At 71.7% G+C, this 24,777-nt stretch carries 1 protein-coding gene; it reads left to right on the top strand.

The features are described 5' to 3' along the window. Positions 1–102 precede the first annotated feature (102 nt). Positions 103–24,639 (top strand): non-ribosomal peptide synthase/polyketide synthase, encoded by a 24,537-nt coding sequence (locus tag DEU38_RS14440; protein WP_397484716.1) that lies wholly within the window; start codon positions 103–105, stop codon positions 24,637–24,639. The last annotated feature ends 138 nt before the right edge of the window (positions 24,640–24,777 follow it).

Below are 24,777 nucleotides of genomic sequence, written 5' to 3'. Positions count from 1 at the left end.
GGCGCTGCCCGTCGTTGGACGGCTTCCGCCCAGGGAGTGTTTGTTCGACGACGACGACGGCGCGAGCCGCCGCGGCGAACCAACCTCTCTTGGGGGCGATACGTGGATTCTGCTGAACCTCACCCAGAACCCCGCACTGAGTCGAGCGCTACCTCACGATCGGGCCCGGCGTGCCCTGCCGGCCGGTCCGGCGATCGGTTCCCTGACCGGTTTCCACTGTCGGAGGCACAGCGTGCCCTGTGGTTCGCGCAGCAGCTCGTGCCCGACGTCCCGCTGTTCATCGCGCAGTACGTGGAGATCGACGGCCCGCTCGACATCGACGTGCTGCGCGCGGCGAACGTTCGCGCGGCCCGGGAGTTCCAGTCACCGTTCCTGTGCGTCGTCACCGTCGACGGCGAGCCCATGCAGTACGTCGACCCGGCGCGGGACACGTCGATCACGCTGATGGACCTGCGCGCCGAGGCCGACCCGGTCGCGTCCGCGCACGCGTGGATGCAGCGAGAGGTGGCGACACCGCTCGACCTGTCGGTCGACCGCCTCGTCCAGACTGTGATCCTGCGGGTGGGTGACCGACATTTCCTGTGGTACAGCAGAAGTCATCACATCGCGCTCGACGGTTACGGCGCTGCGACCATGCTCTACCGCATCGCTCACCTCTATACGGCGGCGGTGGAGGGGCGCGAGCCGGATCCGCCCGCCGCGGTCGACCTGCACACCCTTCACGAGATCGACGAACGCTACCGGGCGTCGGGCCGTCACGACACCGATCGCGCGTACTGGGCGCACCGGCTCGACGGCGTGCGCGGCGTGGCACTCATCGGTTCGGGCGCGCCCGCGGTGGCCGAAAGTCGGCTCGCGACTGCAGCATTGTCCGATGCGACGATGCGGCGACTCGAACGGACGGCGGCACCGCAGGGGGCCGACGCGTCCGCGGCGGCTCGGATCGTCGCCGCCTTCGCGTGTTTCCTGAGCCGGACGACGGGCCGCCGCGACGTGGTCGTGAACATCCCGGTCTCCGCCCGCACCACCGCCGTGCTGCGGCGGTCGGGCGGGATGACCGTCAACCTGTTGCCGCTTCCGGTCGAGATCCGCGACGACGACACGATCGGTGACCTCGCCGATCGAGTGCAGCTCGAAATGGTTGCAGCACTGCGTCATCAGCGTTGCAGCCGCGCCGACATCCAGCGCGACCGCGGTGGCGACGTCGCGGCGCCGATCGTCAACGTCATGTTCTTCCATCCCGAGATCGTGATGGGTCCGCTCGCGACCGAGTTCCACATCATCACGTCCGGGCCGGTGGACGACCTACTGGTCAACGTCTACCAATCCGGAACGCCGGTCCGAACTTTCGTCGACTTCCGGGCGAACCCGCACCGGTACCCGGAGGAGGTCGAGGCGTCCTACCATCGACGCTTCCTGGAGTTCCTCGAGCAGTTCGTCGCCACCGACCCGCGGTCGCCCGTCACGGACGTGCACGTCGCCGCGGTGCCGTCCCCGGTGGCGGAGGCGTCCGCTCCGTCGCCGATCCTCGACACGGAAACCGAACTGCCCGGCACGTCCCCGCAGGCCGCCGACGGCCGGACCACACAGGTGATCGCGGACGTGTTCACCGTGGTCCTGGGGACACCCCGACCGGTCCTTCCCGAGGACAGCTTCTTCGATCTCGGCGGCGACTCGCTGGTGGCCACGAAGGTGGTGGCCCGCCTGAACGCGGCGCTGCATGTGACGCTGACGGTGCGGGACCTGTTCGAGATGCCCACGGCGCGCGGCCTCGCGCAACACGTCGGCACGCTGGTCGGACCGGACGGATCGCCGACCGGTCCGGCGCCGGTGCCGGTACCTGCCCGCGGTGATCGACCGGATCGGCTGCCGCTTTCGCCGGCGCAGCAGCGGATGTGGTTCGTCAACCAGCTCAACACCGATTCGCCGGTCTACAACATCGCGTTCGCGGTGACGTTGACCGGGGAGCTCGACACCGAGGCCCTGCGTGCCGCGATCGCCGACGTCGTCGAGCGCCACGAGGCGTTGCGCACGTTGTTCCCGGCGGACGTCGGCGGCCCGCACCAGGTGATCGTGCCCGCCGAGTCCGCCGCGGCGGACGTGACCCCGATCGCGGCGGGACGCGACGACGTGTGGGACGCCATCCGGGCGGATGCCGTCGTGGGGTTCGATGTGCGCGAACAGCTTCCGCTGCGCATCCGGCTGTTCCGGATCGGAGCGGACGAGTACGTCCTGGCGGTGGTCGTCCACCACATCGCGGCGGACGGGCAGTCGGTGCTGCCGCTGGCGCGCGACGTGATGGTCGCGTACGGCGCACGTCGGTCCGGCGGGCCGCCGACCTGGACCTCGCTGCCGGTCCAGTACGCCGACTACGCCCTGTGGCAACGGGAGATGCTCGGCGACGAGTGCGACCACGACTCGATCGCAGCCCGACAACTGCGGTTCTGGACGGCCCGGTTGGCGGACCTGCCCCCCGCGATCGCACTGCCGCACGACCGTCCGCGCCCACCGACGGTGTCGACGGCGGGCGGGGCGGTCACGTTCGAGATCGCCCCGGACACGCACCTGCGGCTGCTCGAGCTGGGCCGCGAACGCGACTGCACGCTGTTCATGGTGCTCCATGCCGCCTTCGCGGTGCTGCTCTCGCGCCTCGGCGCCGGTCGTGACGTCGCGATCGGCACCCCCGTGGCCGGACGCGCCGCCGCCGAACTCGACGACCTGGTCGGCATGTTCGTCAACACTCTCGTCCTGCGCAGCGACGTCGATCCCGCGTCCACGTTCGTCGAGGTGCTGGCGCACGTCCGCGACACCGATCTGGGTGCGCTCGCCCACGCGGAGCTTCCGTTCGAGCGGCTCGTCGAGGAACTGGCGACCGACCGCTCGCCGGCGCACGCGCCGCTCGTCCAGGTGATGCTCGAACTGCAGAATCCCGAGACGACGGCGGTGGAGCTGCCGGGCGTCCTCGCCGACGTGCGGGAGGTGGACACCGCCGTCGCGAAGTTCGAACTGCAGCTGAGCGTGCGGGAGTATGTCGACGAGGGTGGGCATCCGCAGGGCCTGTCGGCCGCATTGCATTTCGCATGCGACCTGTTCGATCGCGAGACGATCGCGGGCTTCGCCGAGCGCCTGCAGTGCATCCTCGTGACGGTCGCCGCGAACGGTGACGCGGTCGTCGGCGACCTCGAGATCGCCGACGAATCCCAACGCGCGCTGTCCGCGCTGCCACCGGACGTGCTCGGCGTCGCCGCGACGCTGCCGGACCTGCTGGCTCGGGCGGCCGCGGCGGATCCGGCTGCGGTCGCCGTCGTCGCGGGTCCGACACGGCTGACGTACCGGGAGCTGTCCGAACGCGCGAACCGGTTGTCCCGCTGGCTGATCGAGCGCGGGGTCGGACCGGAGACCCGGGTGGCCGTCGCGATGACGCGGTCGGTGGACTTACCCGTGGTTCTCGCCGCGGTCGTCGGCGCGGGGGCCGCCTACGTGCCCGTGGACGTCGACTACCCCGACGAGCGCATCGCGTTCCTGCTCGCCGACGCCCGCCCGGCGTGCGTCCTCGTCGACTTCGCCGGTGCCCGGCGGCTGTCGTCGGTGCCGGTCGACGTCCCGCTCGTGGATCTCGACGACGCCTCGGTTCGCACCGGGGTCGCCGAGATGTCGCCGGACCCGGTCACCGACTCCGACCGCACCGCGCCACTGCGGCCCGACGCGACCGTGTACGTGATCTACACGTCCGGCTCGACGGGCCGGCCCAAGGGCGTCGCGGTCCCGCACCGCAGCGTGGTCACGCTGTTCGAGCGTACTCAGCCGCTCTTCGGCTTCGACGCGACCGACGTATGGACGATGTTCCATTCGTACGCCTTCGATTTCGCGGTGTGGGAACTGTGGGGCGCGCTGCTGCACGGCGCGACCGTCGTGGTGGTCGACCGCGACACGGCCCGGTCCCCCCGCGACTTCCTCGCGCTGTTGCGGGACGAGGCGGTGACGATCCTGAACCAGACTCCCGGCGCCTTCCGTCAGCTGATCGCCGCGGACCGGGGGTCGGGCGACGGGGAGCGGGCGCTGCGGCTGCGGCAGGTGATCCTCGGTGGTGAGGTGTTGGATCCGTCGCAGCTGTCGGCGTGGTTCGAGCGCCGCGGCGACGTCACTCCGCGGCTGTCGAACATGTACGGGATCACCGAGACGTGCGTGCACGTCACCCACGTCCCGGTCACCGCCGATTCGGCCACACACGGGATCCCGGGCTCGATCGGATACCCGCTGCCCGGGATGGCGGTTCGGGTGCTCGACGGGCGCCTGCACCCCCTGCCGCCCGGCATCGTCGGCGAACTGTACGTGGCCGGTGCCCAACTGTCGCGCGGCTACCTCGACCGCCCGGGACTGACCGCGGGCCGGTTCGTGCCGGATCCGTTCGCGGCCGGGACCCGGATGTATCGGACGGGCGACCTGGGCACCTGGACTACCGACGGCACGCTGCGATTCGCCGGACGAGCCGACGCCCAGGTGCAGGTGCGCGGGTACCGGGTGGAACTGGGCGAGGTGGAGTCGGTGCTGGCCGCGGTGCCGGGGGTCGGCTCCGCCGTCGCGATCGCAGACGACGGTCCGGCCGGCATCCGGATCCTCGGGTACGTGGTGCCGTCGGACGGGGCGCCGATCGATCCGGTCGCGGTGAAAGATGCTGCGGCGCGATCGCTCCCGGGCTACATGGTGCCGTCGGCGGTCACCGTCCTGGACCGGCTGCCGACCACGGCCCACGGCAAGCTCGACCGCGCGGCGCTACCCGCACCCGAGGACGCCGAGCGCACGCGCATCGCGCCCCGTGATCCCGTCGAGGAGGCCGTCGCGTCGGCGGTCGGCGCCCTGCTGGGACTCGAGTGGGTCGGTGTCGACGACGACTTCTTCGCACTCGGCGGCAATTCGCTGGTGGCCGCGCAGTTGGCGGCGCGCGTCGGTGACGCGACGGGCGCCGACCTCGGCATCCGGGACGTGTTCGACGCGCCCACCGTCGCGGGGCTGGCACGCCGGGCCCGCGAGACCGATGCGACGGCGGGCCCGCGGACCCGCCCACCGCTCGTCGCCCGGCCGCGGCCCGCGCGTATTCCACTCTCGCCGGCCCAGCAGCGGATCTGGTTCGTCAACCAGTTCGACACGGACTCGCCGGCGTACAATATCTCGCTCTCCCTGCAACTGTCCGGGGCGCTCGACCGCGATGCGCTCGTCGCGGCGATCGGTGACGTGGTAGCGCGGCACGAGTCGCTGCGGACGATCTATCCGCTCGACGACGCCGGTCCGCGCCAGGAGGTGTTACCCGTCGACCGACTGGATCTCGCGGTCGACAGCGAGGACGTGGGCGACGAGGACGATCTCCGGCGGCGGATGCGTGCGGTGATGTCGCGGGGGTTCGACGTCACGGTGCGGACGCCGCTGCGCGCCGGTCTGTTCCGGATCGGCGACTCCGAGCATGTGCTCACCGTGGTCCTGCATCACATCCTGTCCGACGGGTTCTCGCTCGGGGTGCTCGCGCGGGATCTCGCGGCGGCCTACGCGGCCCGGATCTCCACGGGCACACCGTCGTGGACGCCGCTCGACGTGCAGTACGCGGACTACGCGTTGTGGCAATCGGACTGGTTGGGCGACGCCGACGACCCGGACTCGCCGCTCGCCCGCCAGCTGGACTACTGGACCACGACATTGGCGGGCCTGCCGGTCGTGCTGGACCTGCCGTGCGATCGGCCCCGACCCGACGTGCGGTCCCAGCAGGGCGGCCGCGTCGAGCTCGAGCTCCCGGCCGATCTGCACGGGCGCATCGTCGAACTCGCCCGCGAACACGATTCGAGCGTGTTCATGGTGATGCACGCGGCGCTGGCCACGCTGCTGGCGCGGGTCGGCGGGACCGACGACATCGCCGTCGGCACGCCCATCGCGGGCCGTGGCGCGGCGGCACTGGACGACATGGTCGGCATGTTCGTCAACACCCTCGTCCTCCGCTGCGACGTCGGCGGGAGTTGTTCGTTCGCGGAACTGTTGCGCCGGGTCCGGGAGGCCGATCTGAGCGCGTTCATGCACGCCGACACCCCCTTCGAGCGGGTGGTCGAGGCGATCGACCCGCCGCGGTCCACCGCGCATTCCCCGCTGTTCCAGGTGATGCTCGAGTTCCGGACCATCGCGCGCCCGGACGTCGAACTGCCCGGGCTGCGGGTCCGCGCGCTCGATCACGGCGACGAGGTCGCCAACTTCGATCTCCAGCTGAGCGTGGCGGAGGAGTTCGACCCGGTCGGCGATCCCGCGGGCATGTCGGCCGGGTTCGTCTTCGCGACCGACGTGTTCGACGTCGAGACGGTCCGCGGCCTGGCCGACCGGCTGGTGCGGATCCTGCGGGCCGCGGCGACCTCGGCCGACGTGATCGTCGGGGACATCGACATCCTCGATCCGTCCGAACGCGCCGCGCTGGCACCGGTCCGCGGCTCGCCCGGCGCCGCGCCGCGGACGCTCGCCGCGCTGCTCGCGACGGCCGCCGCGCCCGACGCACAGCGGCCGGCGATCCGCTACCGGGGCGTCGACCTCTCCTACGGCGATCTCGATCGCCGGTCGAACAGGCTGGCCCACATGATGATCGGCGCGGGTATCGGACCCGGCTCGGTCGTGGCGCTCGGCATGCCGCGCGGACCCGACTACCAGATCGCACTGTGGGCGGTCGCGAAGACCGGCGCCGCGTTCCTGCCGGTGGATCCCGCGCACCCACCCGAGCGAATCGCGTTGATGCTCGCCGACTCCCAGGCCCGCCTCGGACTCACCAACCGGGACGTGCGGACCGAACTCGCCGGGTCCGTGCCGTGGTGGCTGCTCGACGGCGACGACCTCTCGGTGTGGTCGGACGGGCCCGTCCGGGATGCCGAGCGGGTCTCGCCGGTGCGTCTCGACGATGTCGCGTATCTGATCTACACGTCCGGATCCACCGGAGTTCCCAAGGGGGTGGCCGTCACCCACCGGGGGATCGCGGACTTCGCCGCCCACCTGCAGGCGCGTTGCGCGGCGACGTGTTCGTCCCGCGTCCTGCACCTCGCGTCGCCCAGTTTCGATGCGTCGATCCTCGAACTGGTCCTCGCGGTCGGCGCCGGCGCGACCATGGTGATCGCCCCGCCCACGGTGTACGGCGGCGGCGAACTGCGCACGCTGCTCGCGGCCGAGCGCGTCACGCACTGCCTGATGACCCCGACGGCGCTGGCGGCCACCGACCCGGGTGGGCTCACCGATCTCGGGTGCGTGCTGGCCGGCGGCGAGGTGTGTCCGACCGACGTGGTCGCGCGCTGGGCACCGGACCGCGTCATGTACAACGCGTACGGTCCCACCGAGACCACCGTCGTGGGCAGCATCAGCGATCGCCTGGTGCCGGACGGTCCCGTGACGATCGGCGGTCCGGCCCCCGGATTCCACGCGCTGGTCCTCGACCCGCGACTGCAGCCGGTGCCGGTGGGCGCGCCGGGCGAGCTGTACCTCGCGGGTCCGGCGCTGGCCCGCGGATACTACCGACGCCCCGTGCTCACCGCGTCCCGGTTCGTGGCCGATCCGAGCGGACGCGACGGTGAACGGCTCTACCGCACCGGGGATCTGGTGCGTTGGACCGGTTCGGGCTCGCTGATGTACCTGGGACGCGCGGATCGGCAGATCAAGCTACGCGGCTATCGGATCGATCCCGGGGAGATCGAGGCCGCCCTGACCGAACAGCCGATCGTGGGGCACGCCGTCGTGGACGTCCGCCGGGTGGGGCGGATCGGGGAGCGCCTGATCGCCTACGTGGTGCCCGCGGCCGGCGCCGACATCGACACCGCGGACCTGCACGACGTGCTCGCCGCGCGGCTGCCGTCGTACATGGTGCCGGCGCACATCACCGTGGTGCCCGAAGTCCCGATGACCGTGCACGGCAAACTCGATCGCGGCGCGCTCCCGGACCCCGATTTCGGCGCCGAGGTGTCGACCGGGCGAGCACCCGCGACCGGCACCGAGGCGACCCTGTCCCGCCTGTTCGCCGACGTGCTGGGGCTGGACGCGGTCGGCGTGGAGGATTCGTTCTTCGCCCTCGGGGGCGACAGCATCATGTCGATCCAGCTGGTTGCCCGGGCGAAGTCCGCGGGGCTGTCGGTCACACCGCGCGACGTCTTCGACCACCGGTCGGTCGCCGCGCTCGCCGCAGTCGCTGCCGCGCGGGGCGGCGCCGAGGCCGACACGGTCGAGGAACTCGACGGCGCGGGGATCGGCGAGGTGCCGCTGACCCCCGTCCTCGCGTGGCTGCTGCGGCGTGCGGGCCACCGGATCGGCCGGTTCTCCCAGTCGGTGCTGCTGAACCTGCCGCCGAACATGCGGGAGAGCGACCTCGTCGACGCGGTGCAGGCGGTACTGGATCGTCACGACATGCTGCGTGCTCGGCTGACCCGTGGGTCGGGTGACGAAACAGACTGGCGGATGGAGGTTCTCCCGATCGGGAGCATCCGCGCGGAGGACACGTTCACCCGGATCCCGGTGGCGTCGTCCGACGGGGACACCCTCGGGAGCCTCGCGGGCGCCGCACTCGACGCCGCCGCCGACCGACTCGACCCGGGGGCGGGGCGGATGGTCGGGGTCGTGTGGTTCGACGGACCGGCGGGCGGCCGGCTGCTGGTGGTGGTGCACCACACCGTCGTGGACGGGGTGTCCTGGCGGGTGATCGTGCCGGATCTGGCGTCCGCGTGGGCACAGGCCGCGAGCGGCCGCACCCCCGCACTGGAGTCGGTGGGCACGTCGATGCGCCGGTGGGCCCACGCACTGTTGTCCGTCGCGGAGCGCCGACGCCGGGAGACTCCGTTGTGGGAGGGCATCGTCGGCGCGGGCGATCCGCCACTGGGCCGTCGTGCCGCGGATCCCGGCCGCGACGTCCATGCGACGGTCGAGGTGCTGCCGGTCGACCTCCCCGCCGACCTCACCGCCCCGTTACTCACGGCGCTGCCGACCGCGATCCACGGCACCGCGGTCGACGTCCTGCTTGCCGCCCTCGCGATGGCGGTGGGCCGATGGAACACCGAACGCGGCCGCGCCGCAATCGATCCCCTCTTCGGCATCGAGGGTCACGGGCGGGAGGAGACGGTCGTACCGGGCGTCGACCTGAGTCGCACGGTGGGCTGGTTCACGTCGATCCACCCGGCGCGGCCCGCTCTGTCGTCGATCGACCTGGACGACGCGTTCGGCGGGGGGCCCGCCGCGGGCAGCGCGGTCAAACTCGTCAAGGAGCACCTGCGGTCCATCCCAGACCGCGGCATCGGTTACGGACTGCTCACCGAGCTCGACGGCGAGGCGGGCACTCGGCTCCGGTGCTCGCCGCAGATCGTCGTCAACTACCTCGGCCGGCTCGCCGCCGGGAACAGCACCGGATCGCGGATATGGATGCCGGTCGAGGGCGACGGACTCGGCGGTGCGCAGGATCCGAACATGCCGGTGGCGGCGCCGCTCGACATCTCCGCCGGGATCGGCTCGGGCCCCGGCGGTCCCGCGTTGCAGTCGTCGTGGTCGTTCGCGACGGGGGTGTTCGCCGAGATCGACGTCCGCCGGCTCGCACAGCTGTGGCGGGACGCGCTCGGGGCGCTCGCCGAGTACGCACGATCGCCCGACGCCGGCGGGCTCACGCCGTCCGACCTCCCACTGGTCCACCTCGACCAGCGTTCCATCGACGCCCTCGAGGCGCAGCGTCCCGGGCTGGTCGACGTCTGGCCCCTCACGCCGTTGCAGGCCGGGCTGCTGTTCCACGCCCGCATGGCGGGCAACTCCCTGGACGCCTACATGGTGCAGCTGGTCGTGGATCTGCGCGGCGAGCCCGATCGGGAACGGCTCCTCGCGTCGGCCCGCGCACTGTTCGATCGGAACCCGAACCTGCGCGCGTGCTTCGTGGACGACGGTGCGGGTGAGACGCTCCAGGTGATCGCGGCGGACGTCGCGGTGCCGTGGATCGAGATCGACCTGTCCGGGCTGGACGAGCCCGCGCGCGAGCATCGCTGGCGGGCGCTGCTGAGCGAGGACCGGGCGACTCCGTTCCCGATGGACCGCGCCCCGCTGATGCGGTTTGCGCTCGTGCGCCTCGCTCCTGGGCGGTACCGGCTGCTCGTGACGCACCACCACATCCTGCTGGACGGCTGGTCGACTCCGCTTCTGCTGCAGCAGTTACTGACGCTGTACGCGGCCGAGGCCGATGCGTCGGTGTTGCCGCGCGGCGGCGAGTACCGCGACTACCTGGTGTGGCTGGCGGACCAGGACGGGTCCGTCGAGGCGTGGCGTACCGCCCTCGCCGGCGCGACCGAGCCGACCGTGCTGACGTCCCCCCCGGGCGATGCGGACGGGCAGCAGACGGACGACGTCGCGGTGACCGAGGTGGCACTGAGCGCATCCGAGACCGCGGCGCTCACGCACGCGGCGCGGGAACGCGGTGTCACCGTCAACACCGTCGTGCAGGTGGCCTGGGCGCTCGTGCTCGGCGTCCTCACGGGCCGGTCGGACGTTGTGTTCGGTGCCACCGTATCCGGCCGTGCCCCGTCGGTTTCCGGCATCGAGACCATGATCGGCCTGTTCATCAACACGGTGCCGGTGCGCGTCAGGCTCGATCCACGTGAAACCATCGGGGATCTGCTGGCCCGCGTGCAGGGCGAGCAGTCGGCGCTGCTGGACCATCACCACATCGGACTCGCCGACATCCAGCAGTCGGCCGGACCGGGCGCGGTGTTCGACACCCTCACGGTGTTCGAGTCGTATCCGGTGGACCGGTCGGCGCTCGAACACGGCACCGACATCGCGGGCCTGCGCGTCGTCGGGGTGGAGGGTCTCGATGCCACGCACTACCCGCTGACCGTGATGGCGGGTCTGACCGAGCGCCTCCAGGTGTCCCTGAAGCACCGCGTGGGCAGTGTCACCTCGGCCGAGGCCGAGTCCATCGGCGCGCGACTGCGATTCGCTCTCACGACGATCGCCCACGACGTCGCGCGTCCGGTCGCGGACATCGACCTGCTGTCCGGTCGGGAACGGGAGACGCGGGTGCCGGCGCGAGGCGGGCCCCCGCTGCCGCCGCGGTTGTTGCCGGATCTCCTGACCGCGGCCGTCCCGTGCCCCGTCGGCGCGCCGGACGCCGTCGCGGTGGACGCGAGCGACGGCCGCCTGACGTATCGGGACCTGGACCAACTGTCGAACCGATGGGCGCGCACGTTGATCGGTGCCGGGGCGTCGCAGGGCGCGGTGGTGGCGTGCGCGCTCCCTCGATCGGTGGAATCGGTGCTGGCGGTGTGGGCGGTGGCGAAGACCGGCGCGGCGTTCGTGCCCGTCGACCCGACCTACCCGCGCTCGCGTATCGAGCACATGGTCACCGACTCCGGGGCGAGCGTCGGTGTCACGGTTCGCGCCCACCGCGCGGAACTGCCGGACTCGGTGCGGTGGCTGGTCCTCGACGACCCGCCGGAGGGCGTTGCCGCGCAAACGATCTCCGCCGAGGAACGCTCACGCCCGATGCTCGTGGACGACGTCGCCTATCTGATCTACACGTCGGGGTCCACGGGCCGACCCAAGGGGGTGAGCGTCACCCACCGCGGACTGGCGAGCCTGCTGGCCGAGCAGCAGACGCGCTACCCGATCACCGCCGACGCGCGGTGCCTGCACATCTGCTCGCCGAGCTTCGACGTCTCCGTGCTCGAGATGTTGCAGGCCTTCGCGGCGGGGGCGACGCTCGTGGTGGCGCCGCCCGACGTCTACGGCGGCGACCCGCTCCGCGACCTGCTGCGCCGCGAGCGGATCACTCACGCGTGCATCACGCCGGCGGCCCTGGCGACCGTCGAACCCGAGCGCCTCGACCACCTCGATGTGCTGGTCGTCGCGGGCGATGCGGTGGGCCCGGAGTTGGTCGCGGACTGGGCGCCGGGGCGGATCATGCTCGACGGCTACGGACCGACGGAATCGACGGTGCTGTCCACGATCAGCGCACCGCTGGTCCCCGGCGCCGACATTCCCATCGGCACACCCGTTCGCGGTACCGACGCCATCGTGCTCGACGGGTTCCTGCGCCGGGTCCCGGCCGGGGTCCCGGGCGAGCTGTATCTGTCCGGGGCGGGCACGGCGCGCGGATACCACCGCCGGGAGGGACTGACCGCGACACGGTTCGTCGCGTGTCCGTTCGGACCGCCCGGCACCCGCATGTACCGCACCGGTGACGTCGTGCGCCGACGCCGGGACGGTGCGCTGGACTATCTGGGCCGCAGCGACTTCCAGATCAAGGTGCGCGGGTTCCGCGTCGAACTGGGCGAGATCGACGCCGTCCTCGTCACGCATCCCGCGGTGGCACACGCGGTGACGGCGGCGCACCGGCGCAGCGCCGGGGATCCGCTGCTGGTCTCGTACGTGGTGCCCGGTACGGGCGATGACATCGACGTGTCGGCGCTGACCGACTTCGCGGCCCAGCGGCTCCCGGGACATCTGCTGCCGAACGCTGTTGTGGTCCTCGACGAGATCCCGCTGACACCCGTCGGCAAGCTCGATCGCGACGCCCTCCCCGAACCCGACTTCACGTCGGCGGCGACGCGGTTCCGCGCCCCCAGCACACCGGCCGAGGAACACGTGGTGGCGGTCTTCTCGGAGGTCACCGACGTCGAGCGAGTCGGTGTGGACGACAACTTCTTCGCGCTCGGCGGCAACTCGCTCAGCGCGACCCGGGCGGTCGCGCGGATCAACCGGTCCCTCGGCTCGGGGCTCGACGTGCGGGACCTGTTCGAATGCGGCACCGCCGGCCGGCTCGCCGACCGCGCGGGCAGTGCCGCGGCCGACGACCGGCGGACGCTGCGCGCGGGCGTACGGCCCGAACGGATTCCGCTGTCGTGGGCACAGGAGCGGATGTGGTTCGTCAACCAGTTCGAGCCGGCGTCCGCCGCGTACAACGTGCCGATGGCGCTGCGGCTGTCGGGGACGATCGGCGTGGCCGCGCTGCGGTCCGCGCTCGTCGACGTCGTGGAGCGGCAGGAGCTGTTGCGGACGGTGTTCCCGGTGTCGGCGTCGGGGCCGACCCAGGTGACGGTGCCGGCCGACGACGTGGTGGGGACCCTCACTCCCCGGCTCGTCGCCGCCGAGGACGTGACGGCCCGGGTCGCTGATCTGGTGCGTGCTGGTTTCGATGTGGCGGAGCAGGTTCCGGTCCGAGTGACGCTGCTTCGGGTGGCGGACGACGTGCACGTGCTGGTCCTGGTGGTGCACCACATCGTCGCGGACGGGTTCTCGATCGGACCGCTGGCCCGCGACGTCGCGACCGCGTACGCGGCCCGGGTGACGGGCGAGGCACCGGCGTGGGATCGGTTGCCGATCCAGTACGCCGACTATGCCCTGTGGCAGCGAGAGGTCCTCGGGGCGCCCGACGAGCCTCAGTCGCGGCTCGCCCGGCAGGAGTCGTGGTGGCTCGAGCGGCTCAGCGGTGCGCCTCCCGTGTCGGCGTTGCCGCTCGACCGGCCCCGGGGTGTGCGCCGGTCGACGCACGGCGGGCGAGTCTCGTTCACGGTGGGGCCCGACATCCACCGCTTCCTGGTCGATATTGCACGGCAGCATGATTCGACCCTTTTCATGGTGGTGCACGCGGCGCTGGTGGCATTGCTGTCCCGGATCGGATCCGATCACGACGTGGTGGTCGGCACTCCCGTCGCGGGACGCGGCGAGGCCGAACTGGACGATGTGGTCGGCATGTTCGTCAACACCCTGCCGCTGCGCACCGAGGTCGATCCCGGGGCGTCGTTCGCGGATCTGCTCGACGTGGTCCGCGATGGCGATGTCGATGCGTTCGCGCACGCCGACGTGCCGTTCGAGCGTCTCGTCGAACGCATCGGCGCGGGACGCAGCACGTCGTACGCGCCGCTGTTCCAGGTGATGCTCGAGTTCCGCAACGTCGATCGACCACGAGTGCAGTTGCCGGGTCTCAGCGTCGAGGCGCTCGACGTGGACCCCGGCGAGGTGAAGTTCGATCTGCAGTTCGGGATCGGCGAGACCTCCGACGGCGGCGACGGGGCGGCCGGGCTGTCCGGTGAAATCCTGTACGCCTCGGACATCTTCGACCACTCGACGGTGGCGGGACTGGCCGATCTGACGGCCCGCCTGCTCGCAGCGGTCGCGGCCGACCCGGCGGGACCGGTCGGCGACCTCGACCTGACCGGTGCGCCCTCGCGAACCGCATCCGAGGACGCGGCGCCGATCGCGGCCGCAACGACACTCGCGGACCTGTTCGCGGCGTCCGCGGCCGCCACGCCGAACGCCGACGCGGTGGTCGCCGCCGCCCAGCGGATCAGCTACCGGGAACTCGACGAGCGTTCGAACCGACTGGCGCGGTGGCTGATCGATCGCGGAGTGGGGCCCGAATCGGTGGTGGCGGTCGTCATGGGCCGGACCGCGGACCTCGTCACGACCCTGGTGGGGATCGTGCGCGCCGGCGCAGCCTACCTCCCCGTGGACCCCGGATACCCCGCCGACCGGATCCGGTTCGTGATCGAGGACGCCGGGGCCGCGTGCGCGGTGGTGGACGAGGCGTTCCGCCGCGAGCGGGTGGACGTCGAGCTGCCCGACGACCTCCCGATCGTGTGCCTCGACGCGCCCGGCATCCGCGACGAGATCGACCGGCACCCGGCCGTGCCCGTCACCGACGACGACCGAACTCGCCCGCTGCACCCGGATTCGCCCGCGTATCTGATCTACACCTCGGGCTCGACGGGGCGACCCAAGGGCGTGACGGTGAGCCACCGCAACGTCGCGACGCTGCTGACCGGTGCCCGGGACGTCCTCGGGCTCGGGCCGGGTGACGTGTGGACGATGTTCCACTCGTTCGCGTTCGACTTCGCGGTGTGGGAACTGTGGGGCGCGATCGGATTCGGTGGCCGGGTGGTGGTCGTGGACTACCACACCGCGCGCGACCCGCACGCGCTGCTGCGACTGCTGCGGGACGAGTCCGTGACGGTGCTCAGCCAGACCCCGTCGGCCTTCTACCCGCTCGCGGACGCCGATGCGGATTCCGCGGGCGATCTCGCGCTGCGCCACGTGGTGTTCGGCGGCGAGGCGCTGGACGCGGCGCGGCTGTCCGACTGGATCGAGCGCCACGGCGACCGGACCCCCGCCCTGGTCAACATGTTCGGCATCACCGAGACGTGCGTGCACGTGACCTGGCAGCGGATCGACGCCGCGGCGGTGCGCGCCGACCGGGCGCAGCGTCCGCTGGGGTCGACGGTCGGTGTCGGGCTTCCCGGCGTCCGCGTCCGGGTGCTCGACGATCGTCTGCATCCCGTGCCGCCCGGCGTCGCCGGCGAACTGTACGTCTCCGGTCCGCAGGTGGCGCGGGGCTACCGCGGTCGTGCCGGTCTCACCGCGTCCCGCTTCGTCGCCGACCCGTTCGCGGCCGGACAGCGGATGTACCGCTCGGGCGACCGGGTTCGCCGAACCGCATCCGGGGCGCTCGAGTACCTGGGGCGCAGGGACTTCCAGGTGCAGCTGCGCGGGTTCCGGGTGGAGCCGGGTGAGGTGGAGTCGGCGTTGCTGGCGGTGCCGGGCGTGGCGACGGCCGTCGTGCTCGGCCGTGCCGAGGATGCCGGCGGTCTGAGGCTGTTCGGGTACGTGGTGCCCGAAGCCGGCCACGTGGTGGACCAGGAAGAGGTGCTCACGGCGGTCGGACAGCGGCTTCCGTCCTACATGGTGCCGGCCGCGATCACGGTGCTCGACGCGTTCCCGATGACGTTGAACGGCAAGGTCGATCGCGCCGCACTACCGGTTCCGGCACCGAGCGCGGGTGCAGGACGCGCACCCGCCACCGACGTCGAGCGGATTCTCGCAGGGTTGTTCGCGGAGATCCTCGGTATCGGATCGGTGGGCGCCGACGACTCCTTCTTCGGGCTCGGCGGCGACTCGATCATGTCGATCCAGCTGGTGGCCCGCGCCAAGTCCGCGGGAGTGACGCTGACGCCGCGGGACGTCTTCGAACGGCGCACCGTGACCGGTCTCGCCGAGGTGGCGGAGTTCGCCGAACGGGAGGGGCCGCCGCCGCTGCCGGAGCTTCCCGGTGCCGGGGTCGGCGACGTCGTCACCACTCCGATCGTGCACTGGCTCGCTGACCGGAGCGGGGACTTCGGCCGGTACTCGCAGTCGGTGCTGCTCGACATTCCGCCCGACATCGGAGCCGACGTCCTGGCCCGGGGCATGGGCGCGGTCCTCGACCGCCACGACATGCTGCGGTCCCGGCTGCGTCCCGACGAGCGATCCGGTACCGGCCGGCGGATCGAGGTGCGACCTCCCGGAGCGGTCGACGCAGGCGCGATCGTCCGGGTCGTTCCCGTCGATACGGTGTCCGGTGCCGGTTTCACCGAGGCCGCCCGCACCGCCCTGGACTCGGCGGCGGATCGACTGGACCCGCTGTCCGGCAGCATGATCCAGCTCGTGCGGTTCGCCGCGGCCGACGGCGCGCGGCTGCTGATCGTGGCTCACCACCTGGTGATCGACGGCGTGTCGTGGCGGGTCCTGGTCCCGGATCTGGCGGCGGCCTGCTCCGCGGTGGCGGCGGGCACCGATCCGGCTCTGCCACCGGTCGGGACGTCGATGCGGACGTGGGCGGACGGACTCGCGGCGGCCGCACCGTCTCGGGTGTCCGAGCTGGACCTGTGGAGATCGGCGACCGCCGCCGACGGGCGGTGCCCGGTCGGTCGCGACCTGGATCCGCACGTGGACGTCGCGTCCACGCTCGACCGCGTCGAGGTGGAACTGCCGGCCGACGTCACGCGCGCCCTCACGACCGCGGTGCCCGATCTCTTCCACGGATCGGTCGACGACGGGCTGCTCACCGCACTGGCCCTCGCGCTGGTCCAGTGGCGGCGCGAGCGCGGGGGTGACGGCGACACGGTCACCGTCGCTCTCGAAGGCCATGGCCGGGAGCAGCAGGTGGTGCCCGGTGCCGACCTGTCCCGGACCGTCGGCTGGTTCACGTCGCTGTACCCCGTGCGATTCGACCTCGCCGGGATCGACATCGACCGGGCGGCCGGCGGCGGCGATGCCATCGGCGCCGCGGTGAAGGCGGTCAAGGAGCAGCTGCGGGCAATTCCCGATCACGGCATCGGGTTCGGCATGCTCCGCTACCTGGACGACGCGACGGCGGCCGTACTCGCGCCGCGTCGTCTGCCGGACATCAGCTTCAACTACCTCGGCCGGTTCGACACCGGTACCCCCGATCGCGGCATCGGAACCTGGCTTCCCGTCGAGGATTCCGGCCTGCGTGGCGTCGTCGCTCCGGACCTGCCGGTGGTGTTCGCGATCGACGTCAACGCCGTCACGTTGTCCGGACCGGACGGACCTCGCCTGGCCGCGACGTGGGACTTCCCGCGGGGCGTCCTGACATCGGGCGAGGTGGAGCGGTTGGCGCAGCTGTGGAGCCGCGCGGCTCACGCGCTCGCCGCACACGCGCGCACACCCGGGGCGGGCGGATCGACCCCGTCCGACCTGGATCTGGTGGAACTGGGGCAACCGGCGATCGACCGTCTCGAACAGCGGTACCCGGGCCTGGCCGACGTGTGGCCGCTCTCGCCGATGCAGCGCGGCATGCTGTTTCACGCCGAACTGGCCGAGGAGTCCACGGACGCGTACCTGGTGCAGCTGATCCTGACCCTCGAGGGTGCGGTGGACGGACCCCGTCTGCGCCGCGCGAGCCGGACGCTGCTGGGCCGCCATCCGAACCTGCGGACGGCCTTCACGCGACTACCGAGCGGCGACGCGGTGCAGGTGGTGGGCAGCGGAGGAGAGGCGCGGTGGAGCGAGATCGACCTCTCCGTCCTCGGGGAGCGGGCCGCGGCCACACGTCTGACGGAGCTGCTGGACGAGGACCGCGCGACCCCGTTCGACGTCACGGTCGCTCCACTCGTGCGAATCATGTTGGTGCACATGCCCGGTGGCGCGCACCGGTTGGTGTTCACCAATCACCACATCCTGTTCGACGGATGGTCCACCCCGCTCCTGCTCGAGGAGCTCGTCACGCTGTACCTGACGGGCGGCGACGACGACGCGTTGCCGCGCCCGCGCCCGCACCGCGGCTACCTCCAATGGCTGGCCCGGCAGGACCGGGATGCCGCGGTCGACGCGTGGGTGCGCGCCGTCGCCGACGTCGACGACCCCACGCTGCTGCTGCCGGGCCGCGCCGCGGCCACCGAGGCGTACACCGAGTCGCGTGACCTCGCGTACCGACTCGACGCCGCGACGTCGGACCGGCTCCGGGAACTCACCAGGGCCCGTGGCGTCACGCTGAACACCGTCGTCCAGGCGTCGTGGGGGATCGTGCTGGGGCTGCTCACCGGACGTGACGACGTGGTCTTCGGGGCCACGGTGTCGGGCCGCCCGCCGCACGTCGCGGGCATCGAAACCATGATCGGGCTGTTCATCAACACGATTCCGGTCCGGGTCCGGCTGGATCCGTACGCGCGCCTCGGCGAGCTGCTGGACCGGGTCCAGGCCGCGCAGTCGGCGATGCTCGACCACCACCACGTCGGGCTGCCCGAGATCCAGCGCGCCGCCGGCCCGGGCTCGATCTTCGACACGCTCACGGTGTTCGAGTCGTACCCGGCCCGTGGTGCGGTGGCGGCGGACACCGACCTCGACGGGATGCGGCTGACCGATGTGGAGGCTCGCGATTCCGCACACTTCCCGCTGAGTGTCGTCGCGTCGGCGCCCGACCGGCTGCACGTGACGATGAAGTTCCGCCCGGACCTGGTCGACGGCGCGACGGTGGCCGGCATCGCCGCGCGGCTGTTGCGGGTGCTGCAGGCATTCGCGGAACTCGCCGACGATCCGCAGCGACGGCTCGCGGACCTCGACCTCCTGACCGGTGTCGAGCGTCGCGCCCTGGTCCCGGTGCGCGGCGGGCCGCGGTCCGAACTCCGCACGCTCCCCGAGATCCTCGACGCCGCCGCGGCCCGCGACCCGGAGGTGACCGCTCTCGTCAACGGCGGTCGCGAGGTCACCTACGGCGAGCTCGATTCGTGGTCCAACCGACTGGCGCGGACGCTGATCGCCCGCGGTGTCGGGCCGGAATCGCGGGTGGTGCTGGGGATACCGCGATCGATCGAGTCGGTGGTCGCGATGTGGGCGGTGGCGCGTGCGGGCGGCGCGTTCGTACCCGTCGATCCGGACTACCCGGCCGAGCGGGTCTCGGCCATGCTCGCCGACTCGGGCGCCGACATCGCCCTGACGACCACCAAGCACCGGGCGCGACTGCCCGACGGCCCGCGATGGCTGGTCCTCGACGACGAGGCGTTCGCGGCCGAGTGCGCCGACGCGTCCCCCGGTCCGGTCACCGACACCGACCGGACCGCGCCGCTGCGGCTCGACAGCCCCGCCTACCTGATCTACACGTCCGGATCCACGGGACGACCGAAGGCCGTCACCGTCACACACCGGGGCCTCGGCAACTATGCGGACGCGCAGCGGGACGTCAGCGGTGTGACCGCGGAGGCACGGACCCTGCACTTCTCGTCGCCCAGCTTCGACGTCTCGGTCCTCGAGTATCTGCTGTGCTTCGCGGTCGGCGCGACGATGGTGATCGTCCCGCGCACGGTCTACGGCGGCTCCGAACTGACCGCGGTGCTGCGGAAGCAGCGGGTGACGCACGCGTTCATCACCCCGGCCGCGCTCGCGTCGGTGGATCCGTCCGGGCTCGACGACCTCGAGTGCGTGCTGGTCGGCGGCGAGGCCTGGCCCCCGGAACTGGTGGACGACTGGCTGCCGCAGTGCCGCGTCCTGAACGTCTACGGCCCCACCGAGACCACGATCGTCGTCAACGGTGAGGAGTTCGTCGCGCACCAGGAGGCAGCACATTCCCTGGGCCGGCCCATCGCCGGGGTGACCGAGACGGTGCTCGATTCCCGCCTGCAGCCGGTCCCCGTCGGTGTCTCGGGCGACGTCTACATCGCCGGGCCCGGACTGGCCCGCGGTTACCATCGGCGCCCGGGACTGACGGCGGCCCGCTTCCTGCCCGACCTGTTCGGTGCGCCGGGCGAGCGGATGTACCGCACCGGGGACATCGGTGCGTGGACGGCCGACGGCAAGCTGGAGTATCGCGGGCGCAGCGACTTCCAGGTCAAGGTCCGCGGCTTCCGGATCGAGCTGGGCGAGATCGACGCCGTCCTGACGGGGCATCCCGATGTGCGGTTCGCGGCCACCCTCGGCCGCCGCGGGCCGGGCGGCGACACGGTGCTGGTGAGCTACGTCGTCGCGCACGACGGCCGCCGGATCGACATCGACGATCTGCGGGCGCGGCTGGCCGAGCGGGTACCGGAGTACATGGTGCCGACGGCGTTCGTCGTGCTCGACGACATCCCGCTCACCCCGGTCGGCAAGCTCGACCGCCGCGCGCTGCCCGAACCCGAGTTCGGTTTCACCACCACGGTGTTCCGCGCCCCGACCGATCCCGTCGAGGAGGCGATCACGGCGGTGTTCGCGGAGGTCCTCGGAGTCGACCGGGTGGGCACCGGCGACAGCTTCTTCGACATCGGGGGCAACTCGTTGTCCGCGACGCGGGCCGTGGCGCGACTCGACGAATCCCTCGGCATCGACCTCGGTGTGCGGGCGCTGTTCGAGGCACCCACGGCGGCCGCGCTCGCCGAGCGGATCGAACACGCCGACACCGGCCCCTCCGGTCGCCCGGTGCTCGAGGTGGCGCCGCGCCCGGCGGAGATCCCGCTGTCGGCGGCGCAGCAGCGCATGTGGTTCATCAACCAGTTCGACCCGTCGTCGCCCGCGTACAACGTGCCGCTGGCGGTGCGCCTGACCGGTGCCCTCGACGCGCCCGCGCTGAGAGCGGCGATCGACGACGTCCTGTCGCGGCACGAGTCGTTGCGCACGCGGTTCCCGGTCGGCGCCGCCGGGCCGATCCAGGACGTCCGTCCGGTCGCCGAGGTCGCGGTCGTTCTCGACCCGGTCGTGGTCGCGGGCGAGGCCGAACTGCAGGACCGCACCCGTGCCATGGTGTCCACGGGATTCGATGTGACCGAGCGGGTTCCGGTGGAGGGGGCGCTGCTCGAGGTGGGGTCCGACGTGCACGTGCTGGTTCTCGTGGCGCACCACATCGTGATCGACGGCTACTCGCTGGGGCCGTTGGCGCGTGATCTGATGCGTGCCTACGTCGCACGCACCGTCGGGCACGGTCCGGACTGGGATCCTCTGCCGGTGCAGTACGCCGACTACACGCTGTGGCAGCGGGCCCTTCTGGGCGCCGAGGACGATCCCGGATCGGTCCAGTCCCGGCAGCTCGGTTACTGGACCGAGACGCTGTCCGGGGCGCCCGACCTGCTGGGGCTGCCCACGGACCGACCGCGGCCGATTCAGCAGTCCTTCCGTGGCGACCGTGTCGAGTTCGCGCTCGACCCTGGGCTGCACCGACGACTCCTGACCTTCGCACGTGACCACGGAACAAGCCTGTTCATGACGATCCACGCGGCCCTCGCGGTGCTGCTCGCCCGGTTGGGTGACACCGATGACATCGTGGTGGGCACCCCCATCGCCGGGCGCGGCGAGCGCGCACTGGACGAGCTGGTGGGAATGTTCGTCGGAACACTCGCGCTGCGCACCAGGATCGCTGCACGGCAATCGTTCTCGGAGCTTCTGGCGACGGTCCGGGACATCGATCTCGGAGCCTTCGCACACGCCGACGTGCCGTTCGAGCGGGTGGTCGAGAAGCTCGATCCGGCCCGATCCACCGCGTACTCACCGCTGTTCCAGGTCGCGCTCGAGTTCCAGAATCTCGAGAGCGCCCGACTCGAGCTGTCCGGGCTGACGCTCGAGGGATTGTCGATCGGCGCCGGGATGGTCAAGGAGGACCTCGAGTTCGTGCTCGGTGAACTGCTCGACGGCGACGGTGCGCCCGCGGGGATCTCCGGGGGCATCGCGTTCGCGACCGATCTCTTCGACCGCGACACCGTGCAAGGCTTCGCCGAGCGTTTCGTGCGGATCCTCGAGACCGCGCTGGCAGATCCGGGCCGGCCCGTCGGTGACCTCGAGATCCTGCACCCGCACGAGCTGGCGGGGCTGGCCCCCGCGCGAGGCGGGCCGGATGCGCCGACGATCCTGCTCGCCGATCTGCTCGAGTCCGCGGCGCGAAACGCCGACGCCGTCGCGGTCGTGTGCGACGGCCGTGAAGTGACGTACCGGCAACTCGACGACGAGTCGAATCGGCTGGCCCGGCTCCTGATCGCCATGGGAGCGGGCCCGGAAACATATGTCGCGCTGGGGCTGTCACGTTCGGTGTCGTCGGTGCTCGCGGTGTGGGCAGTGGCGAGGACGGGTGCGGCGTTCGTGCCGGTGGACCCGGGCTACCCGACGGAGCGCATCGAGCGGATGCTCACCGATTCCGGTGCCGGAGTGGGTGTGACGGTGCGGTCGTGCCGGGAGCGACTGCCGGATTCGGTCGACTGGTTGGTCCTCGACGATCCCGAGGTCGCGGCCGCCGTCGCGGCCGAGTCGGCCACACCGATCTCCGACACCGAGCGGATCCACCCGCTTCGTGCCGATCACCCCGCGTACCTGATCTACACCTCGGGCTCGACCGGCACGCCGAAGGGTGTCGTGCTCACGCACCGGGGGCTGGCCAACCTGGCGGCCGAGGAGCGGGAACGCCTGGGCGTGACGCCGCAGGCGCGGACCCTGCACTTCGCGTCACCGAGCTTCGACGCGTCGGTGTTCGAGACGGTGATGGCCCTGAGCGCGGGCGCCGCGATGGTCGTCGTCCCCTCCGACGTGTACGGCGGCACCGAGTTCGCCTCGCTGCTCGAAACCGATCGGGTGACACACGGATTCGTCACACCGACCGCGCTGGCCTCGGTGGACCCCGTCGGGCTCGAGAGTCTGCGGACGCTCGTGGTGGCGGGGGAACCGTGCCCGCCGGAGTTGGTGATGCGCTGGGCTCCGGGACGCACGATGCTCAATGCGTACGGCCCCACCGAGACCACGATCATGGCGAACATCAGCGCACGGATGCGGCCGGGCGAGCCGGTCACGTTCGGCGGTCCGATCCGCGGTGTCACCGAGCTGGTCCTCGACCCGCGTCTGCACCCGGTCCCGCGCGGGGTCGTCGGCGAGTTGTACATCGCCGGCTCCGCGCTGGCCCGCGGTTACCACCGGCGGCCCGGGCTCACGGCCGGCCGCTTCGTCGCCGACCCGTTCGGTCGGAGCGGCGGGCGAATCTACCGCACCGGCGATCTCGTCCGATGGCGCGGGGACGGCACCCTCGAGTACATCGGGCGCAGCGACTTCCAGGTCAAGGTCCGCGGCTTCCGGATCGAGCCGGGCGAGGTCGACGCGGTGCTCACTGCGCAGCCGAACGTCGGATTCGCCGTCACGCTCGCGCGTCCCGGACCGGCCGGCAACACACTGCTGTGCTCGTACGTGCGCCCGGTCGAGAACGCCCACGTCGACGCCGACGATCTGCGCCGCGACGTGGGGCGTCACCTGCCCGCGCACATGGTTCCCGCGTCGGTGACCGTCCTCGACCGGATCCCACTGACACCGACGGGCAAACTCGACCGCACCGCGCTGCCGCCGCCCCAGTTCATGTCGCCGGCGACGGTGTTCCGCGAGCCGAGCGGCCCGATCGAGACGGCGGTGGTGGACACGTTCGCCGACGTCCTCGGCGTCGAGCGGATCGGGTTGGACGACAGCTTCTTCGATCTCGGCGGGACCTCGCTGCTCGCGACGAAGGTCGTCACCGAGCTGCGGACCCGCCTGGGACCCACCGTCGCGTTGCAGGCACTGTTCCTCGATCCGACGCCGGCGGGTCTCGCCGGACGGATCGCCGACACCACCTCCGGCGGGGTGGATGACGCCCTTCGCCCCCTGATCCCGCTGCGGGGCACGGGGTCCGGGCGCCCGCTGTTCTGTGTGCATCCCGGAATCGGGCTGTCGTGGGGGTATACGGGACTGGTGCAGTACCTGCCGTCGGAGCGGCCGGTCTTCGGACTGCAGTTGCCGGTGATCGCCGGCGGGCCGCAGTACGACTCGCTCGAGGAGCTGGCCGCGCGGTACGTCGACGAGATGACCGCCGTCGCGCCGGACGGGCCGTACGACCTGCTCGGCTGGTCGCTGGGCGGCGTGATCGCCCACGCGATGGCCGTCGAACTGCAGCGGCGGGGGAGGTCCGTCGCGGCGCTGGCGGTCATGGACGCCTATCCCGACGACGGTTCGGATCCCCTTCTCGGCCGGCTCGATCTGGCTGACCTGCTGCGCGGTCTGGGCTTCGAACTCCCGGCTTCGGAGCATGCGATCGACTATGCGGGCGCCGCGCGAATGCTCAACTCCCACTTCGGGACCGCCGATGCTGTCACTGCCGATCACCTCGAACGGATCAACGACGGATACGCCAACTCGCGGCTGCTGGTGCACCGATTCGTGCCCGGTGTGTTCGACGGAGACCTGTTGGTGTTCCCGGCGGCCCGCGGGCAGGACGGCGGCGGCGACCGGTCCGCGGGGGAGTGGAGGCCACTCGTCACCGGCGACATCGAGGAGTGCCCCGTCGACTGCGGGCACAACGACATGATCGAACCGGACTCGGTCGCGGTGATCGGTCCCGCGCTGGCGCGATATCTCGAGCGGCGGGGCTGACCGACTCGACCGGGACCGTAGGCCACCGAACGGGGGATCGCGCCGGACAGACAGAATTCCGTGGTCCGCCGTTTTGTACAAAACCTCGCACTCCGTACAGATTTTCTCCGCGGCACAGTGTGGTTCCCGGTCGAGTGG

This window comes from Rhodococcus sp. AG1013 (assembly GCF_003350365.1).
Lineage (GTDB): Bacteria > Actinomycetota > Actinomycetes > Mycobacteriales > Mycobacteriaceae > Prescottella.
The sequence above is the reverse complement of the archived record's forward strand: the minus strand, read 5'-3'. Positions and strand labels throughout refer to the sequence as shown.